Annotated in this window: 16 protein-coding genes and 3 tRNA genes; 14 read left to right on the top strand and 5 right to left on the bottom strand. The window is 64.6% G+C overall.

Annotated features, from left to right (window positions below; translation table 11 throughout):
- The first annotated feature begins 37 nt into the window (after nucleotides 1-37).
- Nucleotides 38-110 (top strand) — tRNA-Asn (locus AC3A3W_RS07735).
- Between the two features lie 126 nt (nucleotides 111-236).
- A tRNA-Asn gene (locus AC3A3W_RS07730) sits at nucleotides 237-309 on the top strand.
- A gap of 94 nt (nucleotides 310-403) precedes the next feature.
- On the opposite strand, the gene AC3A3W_RS07725 is transcribed toward AC3A3W_RS07730, so the two are convergent.
- The 3 genes from AC3A3W_RS07725 to AC3A3W_RS07715 all read right to left on the bottom strand — a co-directional run bounded on the left by AC3A3W_RS07725 (nucleotide 404) and on the right by AC3A3W_RS07715 (nucleotide 2,312).
- Nucleotides 404-811 (bottom strand): hypothetical protein, encoded by a 408-nt coding sequence (locus tag AC3A3W_RS07725; RefSeq protein ID WP_487441665.1) that lies wholly within the window; start codon nucleotides 809-811, stop codon nucleotides 404-406.
- Between the two features lie 82 nt (nucleotides 812-893).
- On the bottom strand, nucleotides 894-1,079 hold the full coding sequence (locus AC3A3W_RS07720) for a hypothetical protein (protein WP_487441663.1): 186 nt from the start codon (nucleotides 1,077-1,079) through the stop codon (nucleotides 894-896).
- A gap of 12 nt (nucleotides 1,080-1,091) precedes the next feature.
- Nucleotides 1,092-2,312 carry a multidrug effflux MFS transporter gene (locus AC3A3W_RS07715; RefSeq protein WP_487441661.1) on the bottom strand — a complete coding sequence of 407 codons (1,221 nt, stop codon included), beginning with the start codon at nucleotides 2,310-2,312 and terminating at the stop codon, nucleotides 1,092-1,094.
- 181 nt (nucleotides 2,313-2,493) lie between these two features.
- On the opposite strand from AC3A3W_RS07715, the gene AC3A3W_RS07710 reads away from it, so the two are divergent.
- The 6 genes from AC3A3W_RS07710 (at nucleotide 2,494) to AC3A3W_RS07685 (ending at nucleotide 7,811) form a co-directional block, all read left to right on the top strand.
- Nucleotides 2,494-3,372: a phage holin family protein gene (locus AC3A3W_RS07710; protein WP_487441659.1), complete on the top strand. Its 879-nt coding sequence runs from the start codon at nucleotides 2,494-2,496 to the stop codon at nucleotides 3,370-3,372.
- Between the two features lie 55 nt (nucleotides 3,373-3,427).
- Nucleotides 3,428-4,051: a CDP-alcohol phosphatidyltransferase family protein gene (locus AC3A3W_RS07705; protein WP_487441658.1), complete on the top strand. Its 624-nt coding sequence runs from the start codon at nucleotides 3,428-3,430 to the stop codon at nucleotides 4,049-4,051.
- Nucleotides 4,051-4,959: a DMT family transporter gene (locus tag AC3A3W_RS07700; RefSeq protein WP_487441657.1), complete on the top strand. Its 909-nt coding sequence runs from the start codon at nucleotides 4,051-4,053 to the stop codon at nucleotides 4,957-4,959. Before AC3A3W_RS07705 ends, AC3A3W_RS07700 begins: the two co-directional genes overlap by 1 nt.
- 111 nt (nucleotides 4,960-5,070) lie before the next feature.
- Nucleotides 5,071-6,267, top strand: a complete 1,197-nt coding sequence (locus AC3A3W_RS07695) for a glycosyltransferase (RefSeq protein ID WP_487441655.1) — start codon at nucleotides 5,071-5,073, stop codon at nucleotides 6,265-6,267.
- Between the two features lie 114 nt (nucleotides 6,268-6,381).
- Nucleotides 6,382-6,455 (top strand) — tRNA-Ile (locus AC3A3W_RS07690).
- A gap of 165 nt (nucleotides 6,456-6,620) precedes the next feature.
- Nucleotides 6,621-7,811, top strand: a complete 1,191-nt coding sequence (locus AC3A3W_RS07685) for an acyl-CoA dehydrogenase family protein (protein ID WP_487441653.1) — start codon at nucleotides 6,621-6,623, stop codon at nucleotides 7,809-7,811.
- A gap of 7 nt (nucleotides 7,812-7,818) precedes the next feature.
- Here AC3A3W_RS07685 and AC3A3W_RS07680 read toward each other — a convergent pair whose 3' ends face one another.
- On the bottom strand, nucleotides 7,819-8,376 hold the full coding sequence (locus AC3A3W_RS07680) for a M23 family metallopeptidase (protein WP_487441652.1): 558 nt from the start codon (nucleotides 8,374-8,376) through the stop codon (nucleotides 7,819-7,821).
- Between the two features lie 430 nt (nucleotides 8,377-8,806).
- Here AC3A3W_RS07680 and rpsB point away from each other — a divergent pair, with 430 nt between their 5' ends.
- From rpsB to AC3A3W_RS07650, 6 genes are all read left to right on the top strand, one after another.
- The gene (gene rpsB / locus AC3A3W_RS07675) at nucleotides 8,807-9,706 is read left to right on the top strand and encodes a 30S ribosomal protein S2 (protein WP_487441650.1); all 900 of its coding nucleotides are present in this window, start codon (nucleotides 8,807-8,809) and stop codon (nucleotides 9,704-9,706) included.
- A 126-nt stretch (nucleotides 9,707-9,832) separates the two neighbouring features.
- Nucleotides 9,833-10,669 (top strand): translation elongation factor Ts, encoded by an 837-nt coding sequence (tsf, locus tag AC3A3W_RS07670; RefSeq protein ID WP_205654472.1) that lies wholly within the window; start codon nucleotides 9,833-9,835, stop codon nucleotides 10,667-10,669.
- A gap of 126 nt (nucleotides 10,670-10,795) precedes the next feature.
- Nucleotides 10,796-11,533 carry a UMP kinase gene (gene pyrH / locus AC3A3W_RS07665; protein ID WP_205654473.1) on the top strand — a complete coding sequence of 246 codons (738 nt, stop codon included), beginning with the start codon at nucleotides 10,796-10,798 and terminating at the stop codon, nucleotides 11,531-11,533.
- Between the two features lie 98 nt (nucleotides 11,534-11,631).
- Nucleotides 11,632-12,189, top strand: a complete 558-nt coding sequence (frr, locus tag AC3A3W_RS07660) for a ribosome recycling factor (protein ID WP_205654474.1) — start codon at nucleotides 11,632-11,634, stop codon at nucleotides 12,187-12,189.
- On the top strand, nucleotides 12,189-13,121 hold the full coding sequence (locus AC3A3W_RS07655; RefSeq protein ID WP_487441647.1) for a phosphatidate cytidylyltransferase: 933 nt from the start codon (nucleotides 12,189-12,191) through the stop codon (nucleotides 13,119-13,121). Before frr ends, AC3A3W_RS07655 begins: the two co-directional genes overlap by 1 nt.
- A 67-nt stretch (nucleotides 13,122-13,188) precedes the next feature.
- Nucleotides 13,189-13,767: a DivIVA domain-containing protein gene (locus tag AC3A3W_RS07650; RefSeq protein WP_487441645.1), complete on the top strand. Its 579-nt coding sequence runs from the start codon at nucleotides 13,189-13,191 to the stop codon at nucleotides 13,765-13,767.
- 45 nt (nucleotides 13,768-13,812) lie between these two features.
- Here the strand turns inward: AC3A3W_RS07650 and AC3A3W_RS07645 are convergent.
- On the bottom strand, nucleotides 13,813-14,201 hold a 389-nt coding region (locus tag AC3A3W_RS07645), incomplete at its 5' end, for a sodium:solute symporter family transporter (RefSeq protein ID WP_487441644.1).

Here is a 14,201-nt window from a genome sequence, read left to right as displayed (position 1 = left end):
CCCGGCGGGGTGTTTGCTAGGCTTATATCCGCTTCATTCCTCCTTAGCTCAATTGGCAGAGCATTCGACTGTTAATCGAAGGGTTGCTGGTTCAAGTCCAGCAGGAGGAGCGCACAGTCCCCGTTCCGGATATCCGGAACGGGGACTTTTTTTATACCCCGGCGGGGTATTTCGAACAGCCGCCGCGCCGATTTCCCATAGCGCTGGAACCTTTGCTAATGTCGTACCTGCTTCATTCCTCCTTAGCTCAATTGGCAGAGCATTCGACTGTTAATCGAAGGGTTGCTGGTTCAAGTCCAGCAGGAGGAGCGCACAGGTCCCGCAGCCGGCTCACAGCCGGCTGCGGGACCTTTTTTGTGTCACGCTTTGTCTCGGCGATTTCCGAGCCAGGCGAAGATCCGCCTCAGACGAAGTCCATCTCAACCTGGAGGAACCGCTCGGCCTCCGCGACGGCGTCCGCGAAGGCCTCGCTCTCGGTGGGGGACGTGCGCGGCTGGCGGGGATGCCACTCGTGCGGGGAGGAGTGCACTCGGGTGAAGCCGCCGTCGGGCGGGGCGTAGAAGATGCCGAAGCGCTGCACGGGCCATTCCGGTGAGGTCTCCGGAGCCACCAGGAGCGCCGCATTGAACGCCGGGTTGTACCACTGGGCGATGGGGCGCCTGCGGTCCTCGGTGAAGAGCCCGGCGGCATAGAGAGCTGCCGACTGCGCACTGGTCTGTGTGCACAGCCGGTCCCACCACAACGGCAGTATGCCGGTGTCGCACCGCTGCCACGTGGCCGGAAGGGGAGGATGATCCTGCCAGTGGGGCACGTATCAACTTTAACTCTCAGCGGGCGGTGCGGAACAGATGCCCCTGTCCTGAGTTGCGGTTCCCGATCTTAGTTGCGGTTCCCTATCCTCGGTCGCGGTTCCAGGGCCCCGGATTGATCCGGTACAGCAGCGCCGAGCCCACTACGGCGCCCAGGAGGATGCCCACCGCCGCATTGCCTACGGCGCGGCCCACAAAGAAGCCGGCCACGGCACCAAGGATGGCTCCGAGGAAGAGCCCTCGGCCGTTGCGGTGCGGTTTTCGCGTCATGCGGCAAGCGTACTAGTGGATGGAGGGCACGGTTTTGGGCCGGACCACGAGCCACAGGGCTGCGGCGGCCAGGAAGATGCAGCAGGCCTGGACCGCACCCATCGGCGTGGCTGAACTCCCGCCGAGCCAGCCCACCACGGGTGAGATGATGCCGGCCATCAGGAACGTGGAGGCGCCCAGCAGTGAGGCGGCGGTGCCTGCCTGGGCGCCGTGGCTGGCCAAGGCCAGGACCTGAACGCACGGAAAGGTGAAGCCTGTTCCCAGGATGTAGAACCAGAGGGGCACCATGACGCCCCAGAGCCCGAACCCCAGCTGGTCGAAGAGGACAATGAGCAGGGCCATGAGGAACATCCAGGCGGTGGAGGCCGCCAGGATCCACTGCGGCGGCACCCTTTTGATCAGCCGCGAACTGGTCTGCACCCCGGCGACGATGCCCAGTGAATTGACCCCGAACAACAGGCCGTACTGCTGGGGCGTGAAACCAAATATGTCCTGGAAGAGGAACGGGGAAGCGGACAGGTACGTGAACAAGCCTCCGAAGTTCATGCCGCCGACGAACAAAAGGCCAACGAAGATCCGGTCGGAAAAGAGCGTCGCGTACCGCTGGCGGGCGGTCATTCCGGACTTGCCCCGCTGTCCGCGCGGCAAGGTCTCCCGAACCAGGAACAGGGCCGCGATGATCACCGTGGTGCCGTAACAGGCAAGGAATACGAAGATGCCCGGCCACTCCATGACCAGGAGCAGCTGCGATCCAATCACCGGTGCCAGGATGGGGGCCAGTCCGTTGACGAGGGCCATCCGGGAGAACATCCGCACCATCGCATAGCCGCTGAAGAGATCGCGCACCATCGCCATGGCTACGACGCCACCGCCTGCCGCGCCGATCCCCATCAGGACACGGAACAGGCCGAGCGTGCCGATGTCGGTGGACAGTGAGGCCCCAACAGATGCGGCGATATGCACGGCCGTGGCCAGGATGAGGGGTACGCGCCGGCCAAACTTGTCGCTGAATGGGCCGACCACCAGCTGCCCCAAGGCGAAGCCCACAGTGGTGCCCGTCAGGGTGAGCTGAACTGCGGCCTCAGACACGTTCAGGCTGGACTCCAGGGCGGGAAACGCCGGCAGGTAGAGGTCCACGGTGAAGGGCCCCAAGGCGGTGAGGGCGCCGAGGAGAAGGATGTAGAGGAATTTCTGTCGTCGGCTCAGGGCATCGCCCGGGTTCGTGAGGGTCACAGGGATCAATCCTAGGGCGCTTAGATCATACTTTTACAGCGTTGGAGGGCACGCCGTGCAGTATTTCCAGAAGTCGGGGATGACCCTGAATGATAGTTTTGTCAGCGGGGGCGCGCCGAACCAGGTGCGGGCGCCGCATAACCGAAGAAGAATCGACTATGGAACCAGTTAGGCGGAACCTATGAGCGGGCGTCACAGCGGGCGGGCCAACCAGGGATTGCGCATTACTGCGCTGCCGAAAACGTTGAAATTGATCTTCAAACTGGCACCGCGGCAGCTCAATGATGAGATCGCCATGGCCAAGTTTGAGGTCAAGCGCAAGGGCAAGCAGTTGGGCGTGGCCGGAGCGTTCCTCGGCGTGGCCGCGGTGTTCCTGGCTTTCCTGGTCACCGGATTGATTGTCGCTGCCATCATGGGCCTCGCCACCATCATGCCCGCATGGCTCGCGGCGCTTCTCGTCTGCGCCGTGTTCCTGCTTATCGCCCTCATTGGCGGGCTCATAGGTCTCCGGAAGTTCAAGCAAGCCATGCCGCTGGTACCGGAAGACACCATCCGGGGCCTGAAGCATGACCTCGGGATCGCGAAGGAAGGCTCGGACTTCGACGCCGCGGTCCTGGATCCCAACTCGCCGCAGGCCAAGGCTGAGAAGGAAGCCAAGGCTGCGGCCAAGGCACAAGCCAAGGCTGAGAAGGAGGCCAAGGCAGCCGCAGAGGCCGTCGAGATCCCGCCCGTCTCCGAGCCTGAGGTCCAGCGCCGCCTGAAGCAGCGGCGTGACCACCTCACGAGTGTGCGTGACGACCTTGGCGAGGAACTGGACGTCAAGACCCAGGCCCAGGTTCTGCTCGGCGTGGCCAGGCACCGCCTGGATGAAGGCAGGGACAGGCTCAAAGACAGCAGGGAGCGGCTGGGTGAGCGACTGGCGGCCCGGTCCGCCTCCTCCGAGGGCGCCGGCACAGGGTCCGTTCCGGAGCGGCTGGAAGCCCGGTGGAAGCCCCTTCTGGCACTCGCCGCGTCCACTGCCGTGCTGCTTGCCCTGCTGCGAAAATTATTCAAGAGCTGAGCGTTGTCCTGAACTTTGACAGGAGGACGCCCCCGGCGGAGGAGAGGGGGACCGGATGAGGTTCATCGGTGCTGGTTCCCGCCCCGGCCAGCCGCACGTCGATCGTGACCTGGTCTTCACTGTCCCCAATCTCCTCACGGTCCTGCGCTTCATGGGCGTGCCGCTCTTCGTCTGGCTCGTGCTGGCGCAAAAAGAATATGGGTTCGCCGTGCTGGTGCTGGCAATCATGGGCAGTACGGACTGGGTGGACGGCTACGTTGCGCGCCGGTTCAACCAGGCGTCCAAGCTTGGCAGGGTGCTGGACCCCATCGCAGACAGGATTGCCCTGCTCGCCGTTGCGGTAACGCTCCTCATCGCCGGAGTAGTCCACTGGTGGTACCTGGCGGCGCTGGTCATTCCCGACGCCGTGCTGCTTGCAATGTCGCTCTTCTATTTCCACAGCCATCCGGATCTTCCCGTCAGCCTGATCGGGAAGGCGCGCACGGGTCTGCTGCTGCTCGGCACGCCGCTTCTGGTGCTCTCCAAACTGGACCTTCCGTCAGCGGATGCCTTTTTCGTTGCCGCCTGGATCGTGCTCGGGCTGGGGCTGGTCGGCCATTGGATAGCGGCCTACAACTACTTCTGGGCCATCCGCCGCAAGGGCAAAATGCTGGCCGCCGGCGACGGCGGGGGCAGCTGATGGTGTGGCTGGCGGTTCTCCTGGCCGTCCTGGGCGCGTTCTGCCTCGCATTCGGCGCCCAGCGCCAGGGGAGCGCTGTCAAGGCCGATACCGGCGGGCTGGCCCTCAGTTCCAACGGATTCCTGCGCCTCCTGCGGAACCCCAGATGGGTCTTCGGACTCTTGCTTTTGTGCCTGGGAATGGGCATGAACGCTGTCGCGCTGGTGACCGCCCCGCTGACGGTGGTGCAGCCGATCGGCGCCATCGCGCTGGTGATCACCACCGTGGTCAATGCCAAGGACCAAGGGCTGAGCATTAACCGGGCCACAGTGGTGGCCATCTCCGCCTGCGTCACCGGCTCCGCGTTGTTTGTCCTGCTCGCCGTCTTCGTCACGCAGGAAAACCACCACGTCAACGCCGACGACGAGCTCACCATCGTGCTGCTGCTCGCTTTGGCGGTGGGCGTCTTTGGCACCCTGGCGGCGATGTTCAAGCACCGCATGAGCGCGTTCATCTACATTCTTGGCGCCGGTGTCCTGTTCGGTTTCGTCGCCGTCCTGACCCGGATCATTGGCAAGCACCTGCTCGATCCCAACGGCCTGGCCTTCCTGAATGTCCCGTGGTATTCCGTGGTCGCCATAGCGGCCGCCGGAGGGCTCGGATCGTGGTTTGTGCAGAGTGCCTACTCCACGGGGCCGCCTGACCTGGTCATCGCCGGACTGACTGTCATCGACCCGATTGTGGGCATCGCAATCGGCATCGTCATCCTCGGTGAGTTGCGCCCTGACGTCCACGCCGTGATGGCAATTGCCATGGGTACGGCGGCAACGCTTGCTATCGTGGGGGTAATCGCCCTCTCCCGGCACCATCCCGAGGTGACCAAACGGAAGAAAGACGCACGGAAAGCTGCGGGTAGGGCGTCCCACTAGCCGACTTTTCCAAAGCGGGCCAGGCGTGAACATGCCAGCGCTATATGTGCCAGTGCCAGCCGGTGTGGACAGCCGCAGCTGACCGCGCCGTGACCCCCAGGAGCTCTCCACGTGACCATGCCCGATGCCCAGCGCCCACTGACCATCCTGATTGCTGCCGACACGTATCCGCCGCACGTCAACGGGGCCGCGCAGTTCGGCTACCGGCTGGCGAAGGGCATGACCGGCCGCGGTCACAACGTCCACGTTCTGGCCTGCCGGCAGGACAAGGGTAAGAGCTTCACGGAGTTTCGTGCGGAAGGAACCGTGCATCGGATCCGTTCCCACTCCGTGCCCACACACGAGTACTTCAGGATCACCTTCCCCTGGGAAATCAAGAAGGAGATCAGCCTCCTCTTCGACAAGGTCCAGCCGGACGTGGTGCACATCCAAAGCCACTACATGATCGGCGAGCACGTGCTCTACGAGGCCGAGCGGCGCGGGGTCAGGATTGTGGCCACCAACCACTTCATGCCGGAAAACCTCAACCCGTTCCTGCCCTTCCCTCAGTGGTTCAAGGACATCATCGGGAAAATTTCGTGGAAGGACATGGGAAAGGTGATGGGCAAGGCCGACGTCGTGACGACCCCGACGCCGCTGGCTGCCAAGGCCATGCACCGGCACGCCTTCCTGCGGAAGGTGCTGCCACTGTCCAACGGCATAGATTCCGCAGCCTACGAAATCCAGCCGGGCGAAGTGATCGAGCCACATGCCAACCCGACAGTCCTCTTTGCCGGCCGGCTGGCAGAGGAGAAGCACGTGGATGTGCTGATCAGGGCGGTGGCGGCTACCCCGGCCGATCTGAACGTCCACCTGGAGATCGTGGGCGGCGGCGAGGTGCGCCCGGACCTGGATGCGCTCGTGGAGCGGCTCGGACTGCAGGACCGGGTGAAGTTCCTCGGCCTCGCCAGCGACGAGGATCTGCGCACGGCGTACATCAGGGCCGACATCTTCTGCATGCCCGGTACCGCCGAGCTGCAGTCCCTGGTGACGCTGGAGGCGATGTCCGCCTCGACTCCTGTGCTGCTGGCTGACGCCATGGCCCTCCCGCATCTGGTGCGCGACGGCGAGAACGGCTACCTCTTCACACCGAACGACAGCGCTGATCTCGCGGCAAAAATCACCCGGATCTTGCGGCTGCCGGCCGCGGAGCGCCAGGCCATGGGCCAGGCGAGCCGCTGCATGGTGGAGCCGCACAGCATCCAGGGAACCCTGCAGACCTTTGAGGATCTGTACCGGGGCGCGAGCTACGACGACAAGGTCGTTTGAGAGACAAACCCGTCCAAAAGCCGTTCGCCAGTTTGCTAGAGTGTTTTTGCCCCGCAGATGAGGGCGGCCCGGGGACCCCGGGCGCCAGGTATGCGGGACACCTCCCAGGTACAAGGGGCTATAGCTCAGCTGGTTAGAGCGCGGGACTCATAATCCTAAGGTCCTCGGTTCAAGTCCGAGTAGCCCTACCTGTTCACCGGAGCCGCGGCCCGACGTTTCGACGTCGGGCCGCGGCTCCTTTGTTTTCCTCGTCACCTAAGGTAAGTTACTGGTCAGTAACATACCTCAGGGCGATACCTCAGGCGGATTGCCTGAACGTATCTGGTCACTGCCGATCACCGCGAAGGAACCTCATGTCCACAGCCGCAACCGACATCAACAACCTTCCCTACGCCGACGGCGACTTCTTCGCGTTCGAGCAGCTGCTCGGCAGCAAGGAGCAGGACCGGCTGGCGGAGGTCCGGGACTTCCTCGCCCGCGAGGTAAAGCCCATCGCCGTGGACTGCTGGAACCGCGGCGAGTTCCCCATGGAGCTGATTCCCAGGCTGGCGGAGATCGATCTGGTCAGCCCCGTGCGGCGCCAGGGCCACTCGAACCTCTTCGCCGGCATTCTTCATGCCGAGGTCACGCGTGCCGACACGTCGATTGCCACGTTCATGGGCGTTCACGACGGCCTGTTCACCGGGTCCATCGAAGCACTCGCCTCACGCGAGCAGCAGGACGCCTGGCTGCCGGACATCTACTCCCTGAAGAAGATCGGCGCCTTCGGCCTGACCGAACCGCTGGGCGGCTCCGACGTCGCCGGCGGCACGCGCACCACCGCCCGGCGCGACGGCGACCACTGGATCCTCAACGGCGCCAAGCGCTGGATCGGCAATGCCACGTTCTCGGACTGGGTGGTCATCTATGCCCGGGACCTGGCCGACAACCAGGTGAAGGGCTTCCTCGTGGACACGGCCCTCCCGGGGTTCAGTGCCACCAAGATCGAGAACAAGATCTCACTCCGCACGGTCCAGAACGCGGACATCACCCTCCGGAATGTGGCCGTCCCGGACTTCTGCAAGCTGGCCCACGCCAACAGCTTCCGGGACACGAACAAAGTCCTCAAGGTCACGCGCCTCGCCGTGGCCTGGCAGGCTGTCGGCCAGCAGCTGGCGGCCTTCGACGTCGCCCGCCGCTACGTTGTCGAGCGACACCAGTTCGGACGCCCGCTGGCCTCCTTCCAGCTGGTGCAGAGCCAGCTTGTGCAGATCCTTGGCAATGCCGTCAGCTCCATGGGCATGATGGTCCGCCTCTCCCAGTTGGAAGACGCGGGACAGGCCAAAGACGAACAATCCGCGCTCGCCAAGGCTTTCACCACCGCGCGGATGCGGGAGAGCGTGGCGATCGGCCGCAGCCTGCTGGGCGGCAACGGCATAGTGACTGAGTTCGAGATGGCCAAGATCTTCGCCGATGCGGAGGCCATCTACTCCTACGAAGGCACGCACGAGGTGAACACCTTGGTGGCCGGACGCGCGATCACTGGAGTCTCGGCCATCGTTTGACCGCGGCTCACTTCCCGGCCAGGGGCAGCAGCACCGATGGCCTCAGGTCCATCACGAATTCCAGCGGATTCAGGTATTCGTCGCCCCGGCGCACGCCCCAGTGGACGCAGGGAGTGGCTCCGCAATGCCCGGTGATCAGTGTTCCAAGGACGTCCCCCTTGGCCACGGCGTCGCCTTTAGCCAGGCTGCTGCGCACGGGTTCGAAGCTGCTGCGCAGGCCGTTCCCGTGGTCGACGGTGATGACCGGCCGGTCCACCACAACTCCGACGAAGCTCACGGTGCCGGACTCCGGCGAGGCCACCGGACCGCCGTCGGACGCCGCCTTCAGGTCCACCCCGCGGTGGCCGCTCAGCCACGGCTTGTCCGGCGGATCGAACGGCCGCAGTACGGGCGGGCGGGGAGCCAGCGGCCACTTCCATGAGGGAGCCGGAGGCGCAGCGTAGGCAGCGCCCAGCTTTTGCTGCACTGCGTACTGTGTCGATGACGGGGCCGGTGGCGGCGTCGCTGACGGGGCCGCGGCCATGGCGGCGAGTAAGAGAACGGCCCGGAGCGCGGGGATCTTCATCCCTCCAGCCTGGCGGCGGTGCCGTACGCCGAAAACCTCCCTTGCGGGCTATGTGGAAAACCGCGGCAGTGAGGCAAGAAGGGCGGCACGAATGGTGCGGAGGCGGGGGAGCGCTGTAGTACACTTGACGGAGCAGTTTGCTGTGCCCTCAACGCATTCCACTCCCATGGGTAGCGTCAGCACGCCCCATTCAGGAGTGCGGGGGAACGGCAGCTGACTACGCGCATCCAGCCCTCCACCACCGGAAGCCTCAGGTTCCCGGAGGAGGATTGTGCCTCCCGCGGTCCGTTCCATATGGAACGGATGGGAAGCGCAATGGATGCCAGGAGCAGCGCCCGCCTTGGGCGAAGCTAATTAACCGTCAACTATTGGCAGGGTAAGAGTGGCCTCCGGGTGCTCTCATGAATGACCTGCCGGAAGGAGCGTCGGCATGCCCGTCGTAACTATGCGCCAGCTGCTTGACAGCGGCGTCCACTTTGGACACCAGACCCGCCGTTGGAACCCGAAGATGAAGCGCTTCATCTTCACGGAGCGCAACGGCATCTACATCATTGACCTCCAGCAGTCGCTGTCCTACATCGACCGCGCCTACGAGTTCGTCAAGGCCACCGTTGCACACGGCGGCACCGTACTCTTCGTCGGCACCAAGAAGCAGGCCCAGGAAGCAATTGCCGAGCAGGCAACCCGCGTTGGCCAGCCCTACGTCAACCAGCGTTGGCTCGGCGGTATGCTGACCAACTTCCAGACGGTTGCCAAGCGTATCCAGCGCATGAAGGAACTCGAAGAGATCGACTTCGACGACGTCGCCGGTTCCGCTTACACCAAGAAGGAACTGCTGCTCCTCCGCCGCGAACTCACCAAGCTTGAGTCCAACCTCGGCGGTATCCGCAACCTCACCAAGGCACCGTCCGTGCTGTGGATCGTGGACACCAAGAAGGAACACCTGGCTGTTGACGAGGCCAAGAAGCTCAACATCCCCGTTGTGGCCATCCTGGACACCAACTGCGACCCGGACGAAGTCGACTTCCCGATCCCGGGCAACGACGACGCCATCCGCTCCGTGAACCTCCTGACCCGCGTTGTTGCTGACGCCGTTGCCGAGGGTTTGATCGCCCGCAACCAGCGCGCAACCGGCACCACCGAGACTCCGGAAGAGCCGCTGGCTGAATGGGAGCGCGAACTCCTCGAGGGCAGCAAGGCTGAGGCTGCTCAGGCAGCTGCGGAAGCACCTGCCGCTGAAGCTCCGGCTGCCGAGGCGCCCGCTGCTGATGCTGCTCCTGCCGCAGAGGAAGCCCCGGCTGCTGCCGAGGCCACCGACGCCGACAAGTAAACAACTCCACCGGGATTTCCCGGCGCCCTCCGGCGCCGGGGCAACTGACAGGATGGCGGCTCACCATGTGGGCTGCCGTCCTGTCGGTCCGTACACCACATAAATTTTCTAGACAGAGGGGTTCACATGGCGAACTACACTGCCGCTGATATCAAGGCTCTGCGCGAGCGCACCGGCGCCGGCATGATGGATGTCAAGAAGGCTCTCGACGAAGCCAACGGCGACGCCGAGAAGGCGATCGAGATCATTCGCATCAAGGGCCTGAAGGGCGCCACCAAGCGTGAAGGCCGCTCCACGGCCGAAGGCCTGGTTGCCGCCAAGGTCGATGGCAACGTCGGCGTGATGATCGAGGTCAACTGCGAGACCGACTTCGTCGCCAAGGCTGACAAGTTCATCCAGCTCGCCGACAAGGTTCTGGCCGTCGCCGTCGAGTCCGGTGCCGCCGACCTCGAGACCCTGCTCGCCACCGACGTGGACGGCAAGCCGCTGTCCGAGGTCGTTATCGAAGAGGGCGCTGTCCTTGGCGAGAAGGTAGTGGTCCGCCGCATCTCCCGCATCGAGGGTGCCACGGTTGACGCTTACCTGCACAAGACCTCCAAGGACCTCCCGGCCCAGGTCGGCGTCCTGTTCGCCGTTGACGGCGAAGGCGACGCTGCTGCCACCGCCGCGCACGACGTTGCAGTCCACATTGCCGCCATGGCTCCGAACTACCTCTCCCGCGAGGACGTTCCGGCTGAACTCGTCGAGTCCGAGCGCCGTATCGCCGAGGAGACCGCCAAGGCTGAGGGCAAGCCCGAAGCTGCCATGACGAAGATCGTGGAAGGCCGCGTTACGGGCTTCTACAAGGGAGAGGTCCTGGTTGACCAGGCCTTCGCCAAGGATGCCAAGAAGTCTGTGGCTCAGGTCCTCGAAGAGGCCGGCGTCAAGGGAACCGCCTTCACGCGTTTCCGCGTCGGTTCCTAGTCAGTCACGCAAGGGGGTGGTCACTTCGGTGGCCGCCCCTTTTGCATGCACCGGCCAGGCAAGAATATGAGCTTTGGCCGCCCAGCACGATAATCTTTGCTCAGAACCCACCAACCGGAAGGCATCATGGAAGCCGTCAACACCTCAGTACAGTCAGAGAAGAGCAGGCGCCGGGTCCTCCTGAAGCTGTCCGGTGAGGTCTTCGGCGGCGGCAAGCTGGGCGTTGACCCGGACACCGTCCGGGCAGTCGCCAAGCAGATCGCCGCAGCCGTGCCTGAGGTCGAGGTCGCCATTGTGGTGGGCGGAGGCAACTTCTTCCGCGGAGCCGAACTGTCCCAGAGCGGCATGGACCGCTCACGCGCCGACTACATGGGCATGCTCGGAACGGTCATGAACTGCCTTGCCCTGCAGGACTTCCTGGAGCAGGCGGGCGTTGAGACCCGCGTCCAGAGCGCGATCACCATGGGGCAGGTAGCCGAGGCCTACATTCCCCGCCGGGCTATCCGCCACATGGAGAAGAACCGCGTTGTCATCTTCGGCGCCGGCGCCGGACTGCCGTACTTCTCCACGGATACGGTGGCGGCCCAGCGTGCCCTGGAAGTTCACGCGGACGTTGTCCTGATGGCCAAGAGCGGCGTCGACGGCGTATACACCGCCGACCCGAAGAAGGACCCGGCCGCCGAGAAGCTCGAAAACCTCAGCTACGACGACGCCCTTCGCCGCGACATCCGGGTCATGGACCAGACCGCCATGACCATGTGCAAGGACAACAACCTCTCCATGGTGGTGTTCGGCATGGAAGGCGAAGGCAACGTCACCCGGGCCATCCGCGGCGAGAAGCTGGGAACGCTGGTCACCCCCTAGTTACAGCTAGGATATTTCTAGGAAGGTTCCGTCCATCGGGCGGAACCCGGATTGTGAAATGCCCCGCTTCGCCGGGAACCAATTTCTGAGGAGAGATCGTGATCGAAGAAACCTTGCTCGAAGCCGGGGACAAGATGGACAAGGCGGTTGAGGTAGCCAAGGAAGACTTCGCCTCGATCCGGACCGGCCGGGCCACTCCGGGCCTGTACAACAAAGTGATGGTGGAGTACTACGGCACCCCGACGCCGCTCCAGCAGCTGGCCTCCTTCGCGGTCCCCGACGCCCGCACCATCCTCATCACCCCGTATGACAAGACGGCCCTGCGGGACATCGAACGTGCCCTCAGCGATTCAGAGGTCGGCGCCAACCCGTCCAACGACGGAAACGTCATCCGCATCACCATTCCGGAGCTCACCCAGGAGCGCCGCAAGGAATACGTGAAGATCGTGAAGTCCAAGGGTGAGGACGCCAAGGTCTCTATCCGCAATATCCGCCGAAAGGCCAAGGAAACCCTGGACCGCCTGGTCAAGGACGGCGAGGCCGGCGAGGATGAAGGCAGCCGCGGTGAAAAGGAACTCGACGCCATCACCAAGCAGCATGTCGACGGCATCGATGAGCTGCTCAAGCGCAAGGAAGCAGAGCTGCTCGAAGTCTGATGGGTCAGGCACAGCAGGCCCCCGGAGCGCGGGACCGATCCCAGATCCGCCAGCCGCGGCAGCCGAGGCCTAATCCCACCCCCGGAGCGGGGCGCAACCTTCCCGCGGCCACCGCGGTCGGGCTTGCGATGCTCTTCGCGGTTCTGGGCGGGCTGCTGTTCCTGCCGCTGGGCTTCGTCGCCGTCACCACCACCTTCGCCGTGTTCGGTGTGTGGGAGATCTTCCGCGCACTGGAGGCCAACGGCACACGGTTGCCCATCGTCCCGGTCATGGTCGGTACCGTGGCCATGCCGTTTGCGGCCTACTTCGGCGGCCTGGAAAGCCTGCTGTTCGCCATGTTGGCCAGCAGCGTGGCCGTTCTCCTGTGGCGTTCCATCGAAAGCGCCACAGGCTCGGCACGCAGCATTTTCGCGGGGGTCTTCACCCTGGCGTGGGTGCCTTTCCTGATAAGTTTCGCCGCACTGCCGCTCCATGTCGCCGGCGGTGTGACGCCCGTGGGCCTCTGGCCGGGCGGAATCGTGCCGGAGGGCGCCTGGCAGGTGGCCATCCTGCTGCTGCTCGTGGTCTCCAACGACACCTTCGGGTACATCGTGGGGGCCTCATTGGGCAAGCACCCCATGGCGCCCAAGATCAGCCCGAAGAAGTCGTGGGAGGGATTTGCCGGGTCCATCGCGGGGGCGATGCTCATCGGCGTCCTGGCCTGCACCTTCGTGTTGGGAAAGCCGTGGTGGGTGGGCGTGGTTCTTGCCGTGGGGATGGTGGCGTCCGCCACAGCCGGTGACCTCGCGGAATCCATGGTCAAGCGCGAACTCGGCATCAAGGACATGAGCAGCATCCTTCCGGGGCACGGCGGGGTCATGGACCGGCTGGACTCGATCGTGTTCGCATCCCCGGTGGCCTACCTGCTCTTCGTCTTCGTTTCCGGGGCCTGACAACTGCCCGACCGTAGAATGTTGCGGTTACAACCCAGCTGAAAGCATTGAAGGATACAGAGTGAGAGTGGACAGCAAACGGCAGATCCCTGCCGCTTTCGAACGCGTACCCCGCGGCGAATACGGCTACAACGCCAGGCAGGTGGACGAGTTCCTGCAGAGGGCGCGCATTTCCTTGGAGACGCCCGCCGCTGCCGCCCGTCCCATCAAAAGCCTCGACGTCCGCGCTGTCTCCTTCGACCCGGTGAAAGGCGGCTATTCCGCCACCACCGTTGACGCGGCGCTGGACCGGCTCGAAGATGCCTTCGCACGCCGTGAGCGGGACGAACTCATCGCCGAGCAAGGCGAGGAGGCCTGGCTGCGGCAGATCGGGCAGCTTTCGGCCACCCTCCGGGGCCGCCTGCACCGGCCCGACGGGGAGCGGTTCCGGCGCCCGGCCAAGAAGAAGACGCGCAGCTACAACACCAGGGACGTGGACAGGCTCTGCGCAGACCTGATCGGCTACCTCGAAGAGGATAAGCCGCTGAGCGTGGACAACGTCCGCCGCGCCGTGTTCCGTCCCGCGGTGGGCCAGGACGGCTACGAGGAAACCCAGGTGGATGCTTTCCTGGACCGCGTGGTCGAGCTGATGGCCGCCATCGACTGACGCAGCCCGGCAGCCCGGCTGCCCGCCGTTCGGCAGAGAGGCAGTTCAGCGGCGCGTGATGTCTGCGCCCGTGGCCAGCGGCCGTTCGGGCGTATGGAGCCTGGTCATCACCTTCGTGGTGGTGCGGGGGACCCGTGACTTCGTGGCGCGCGACGCCAGGACCATGACGGCGAAGGCCGCCGGCACGGTCCATGCGGCCGGCTGCGCGAGCCAGACGGGCGTGCCGGCACCGAGCGCGGTGCCCGCCACCATCGCCCCGCCGCACAGCAGGCCGCCGGTCACCATGCCTGCTATCGCGCCGGCGTCGGTCAGTCCCCGCCACCAGATCCCCAGCAGCAGCACCGGACAGATGGTGGAGGCCGTAAAGGCGAAGACCAGGCCGACGCTGCCGGCCAGGGCCAGCGAGTCTGTCATGAACGCCAAGCCCAGCGGGA

This window comes from Arthrobacter sp. Soil_N43 (assembly GCF_057655195.1).
This window is presented reverse-complemented; position numbering and strand designations above follow the sequence as displayed.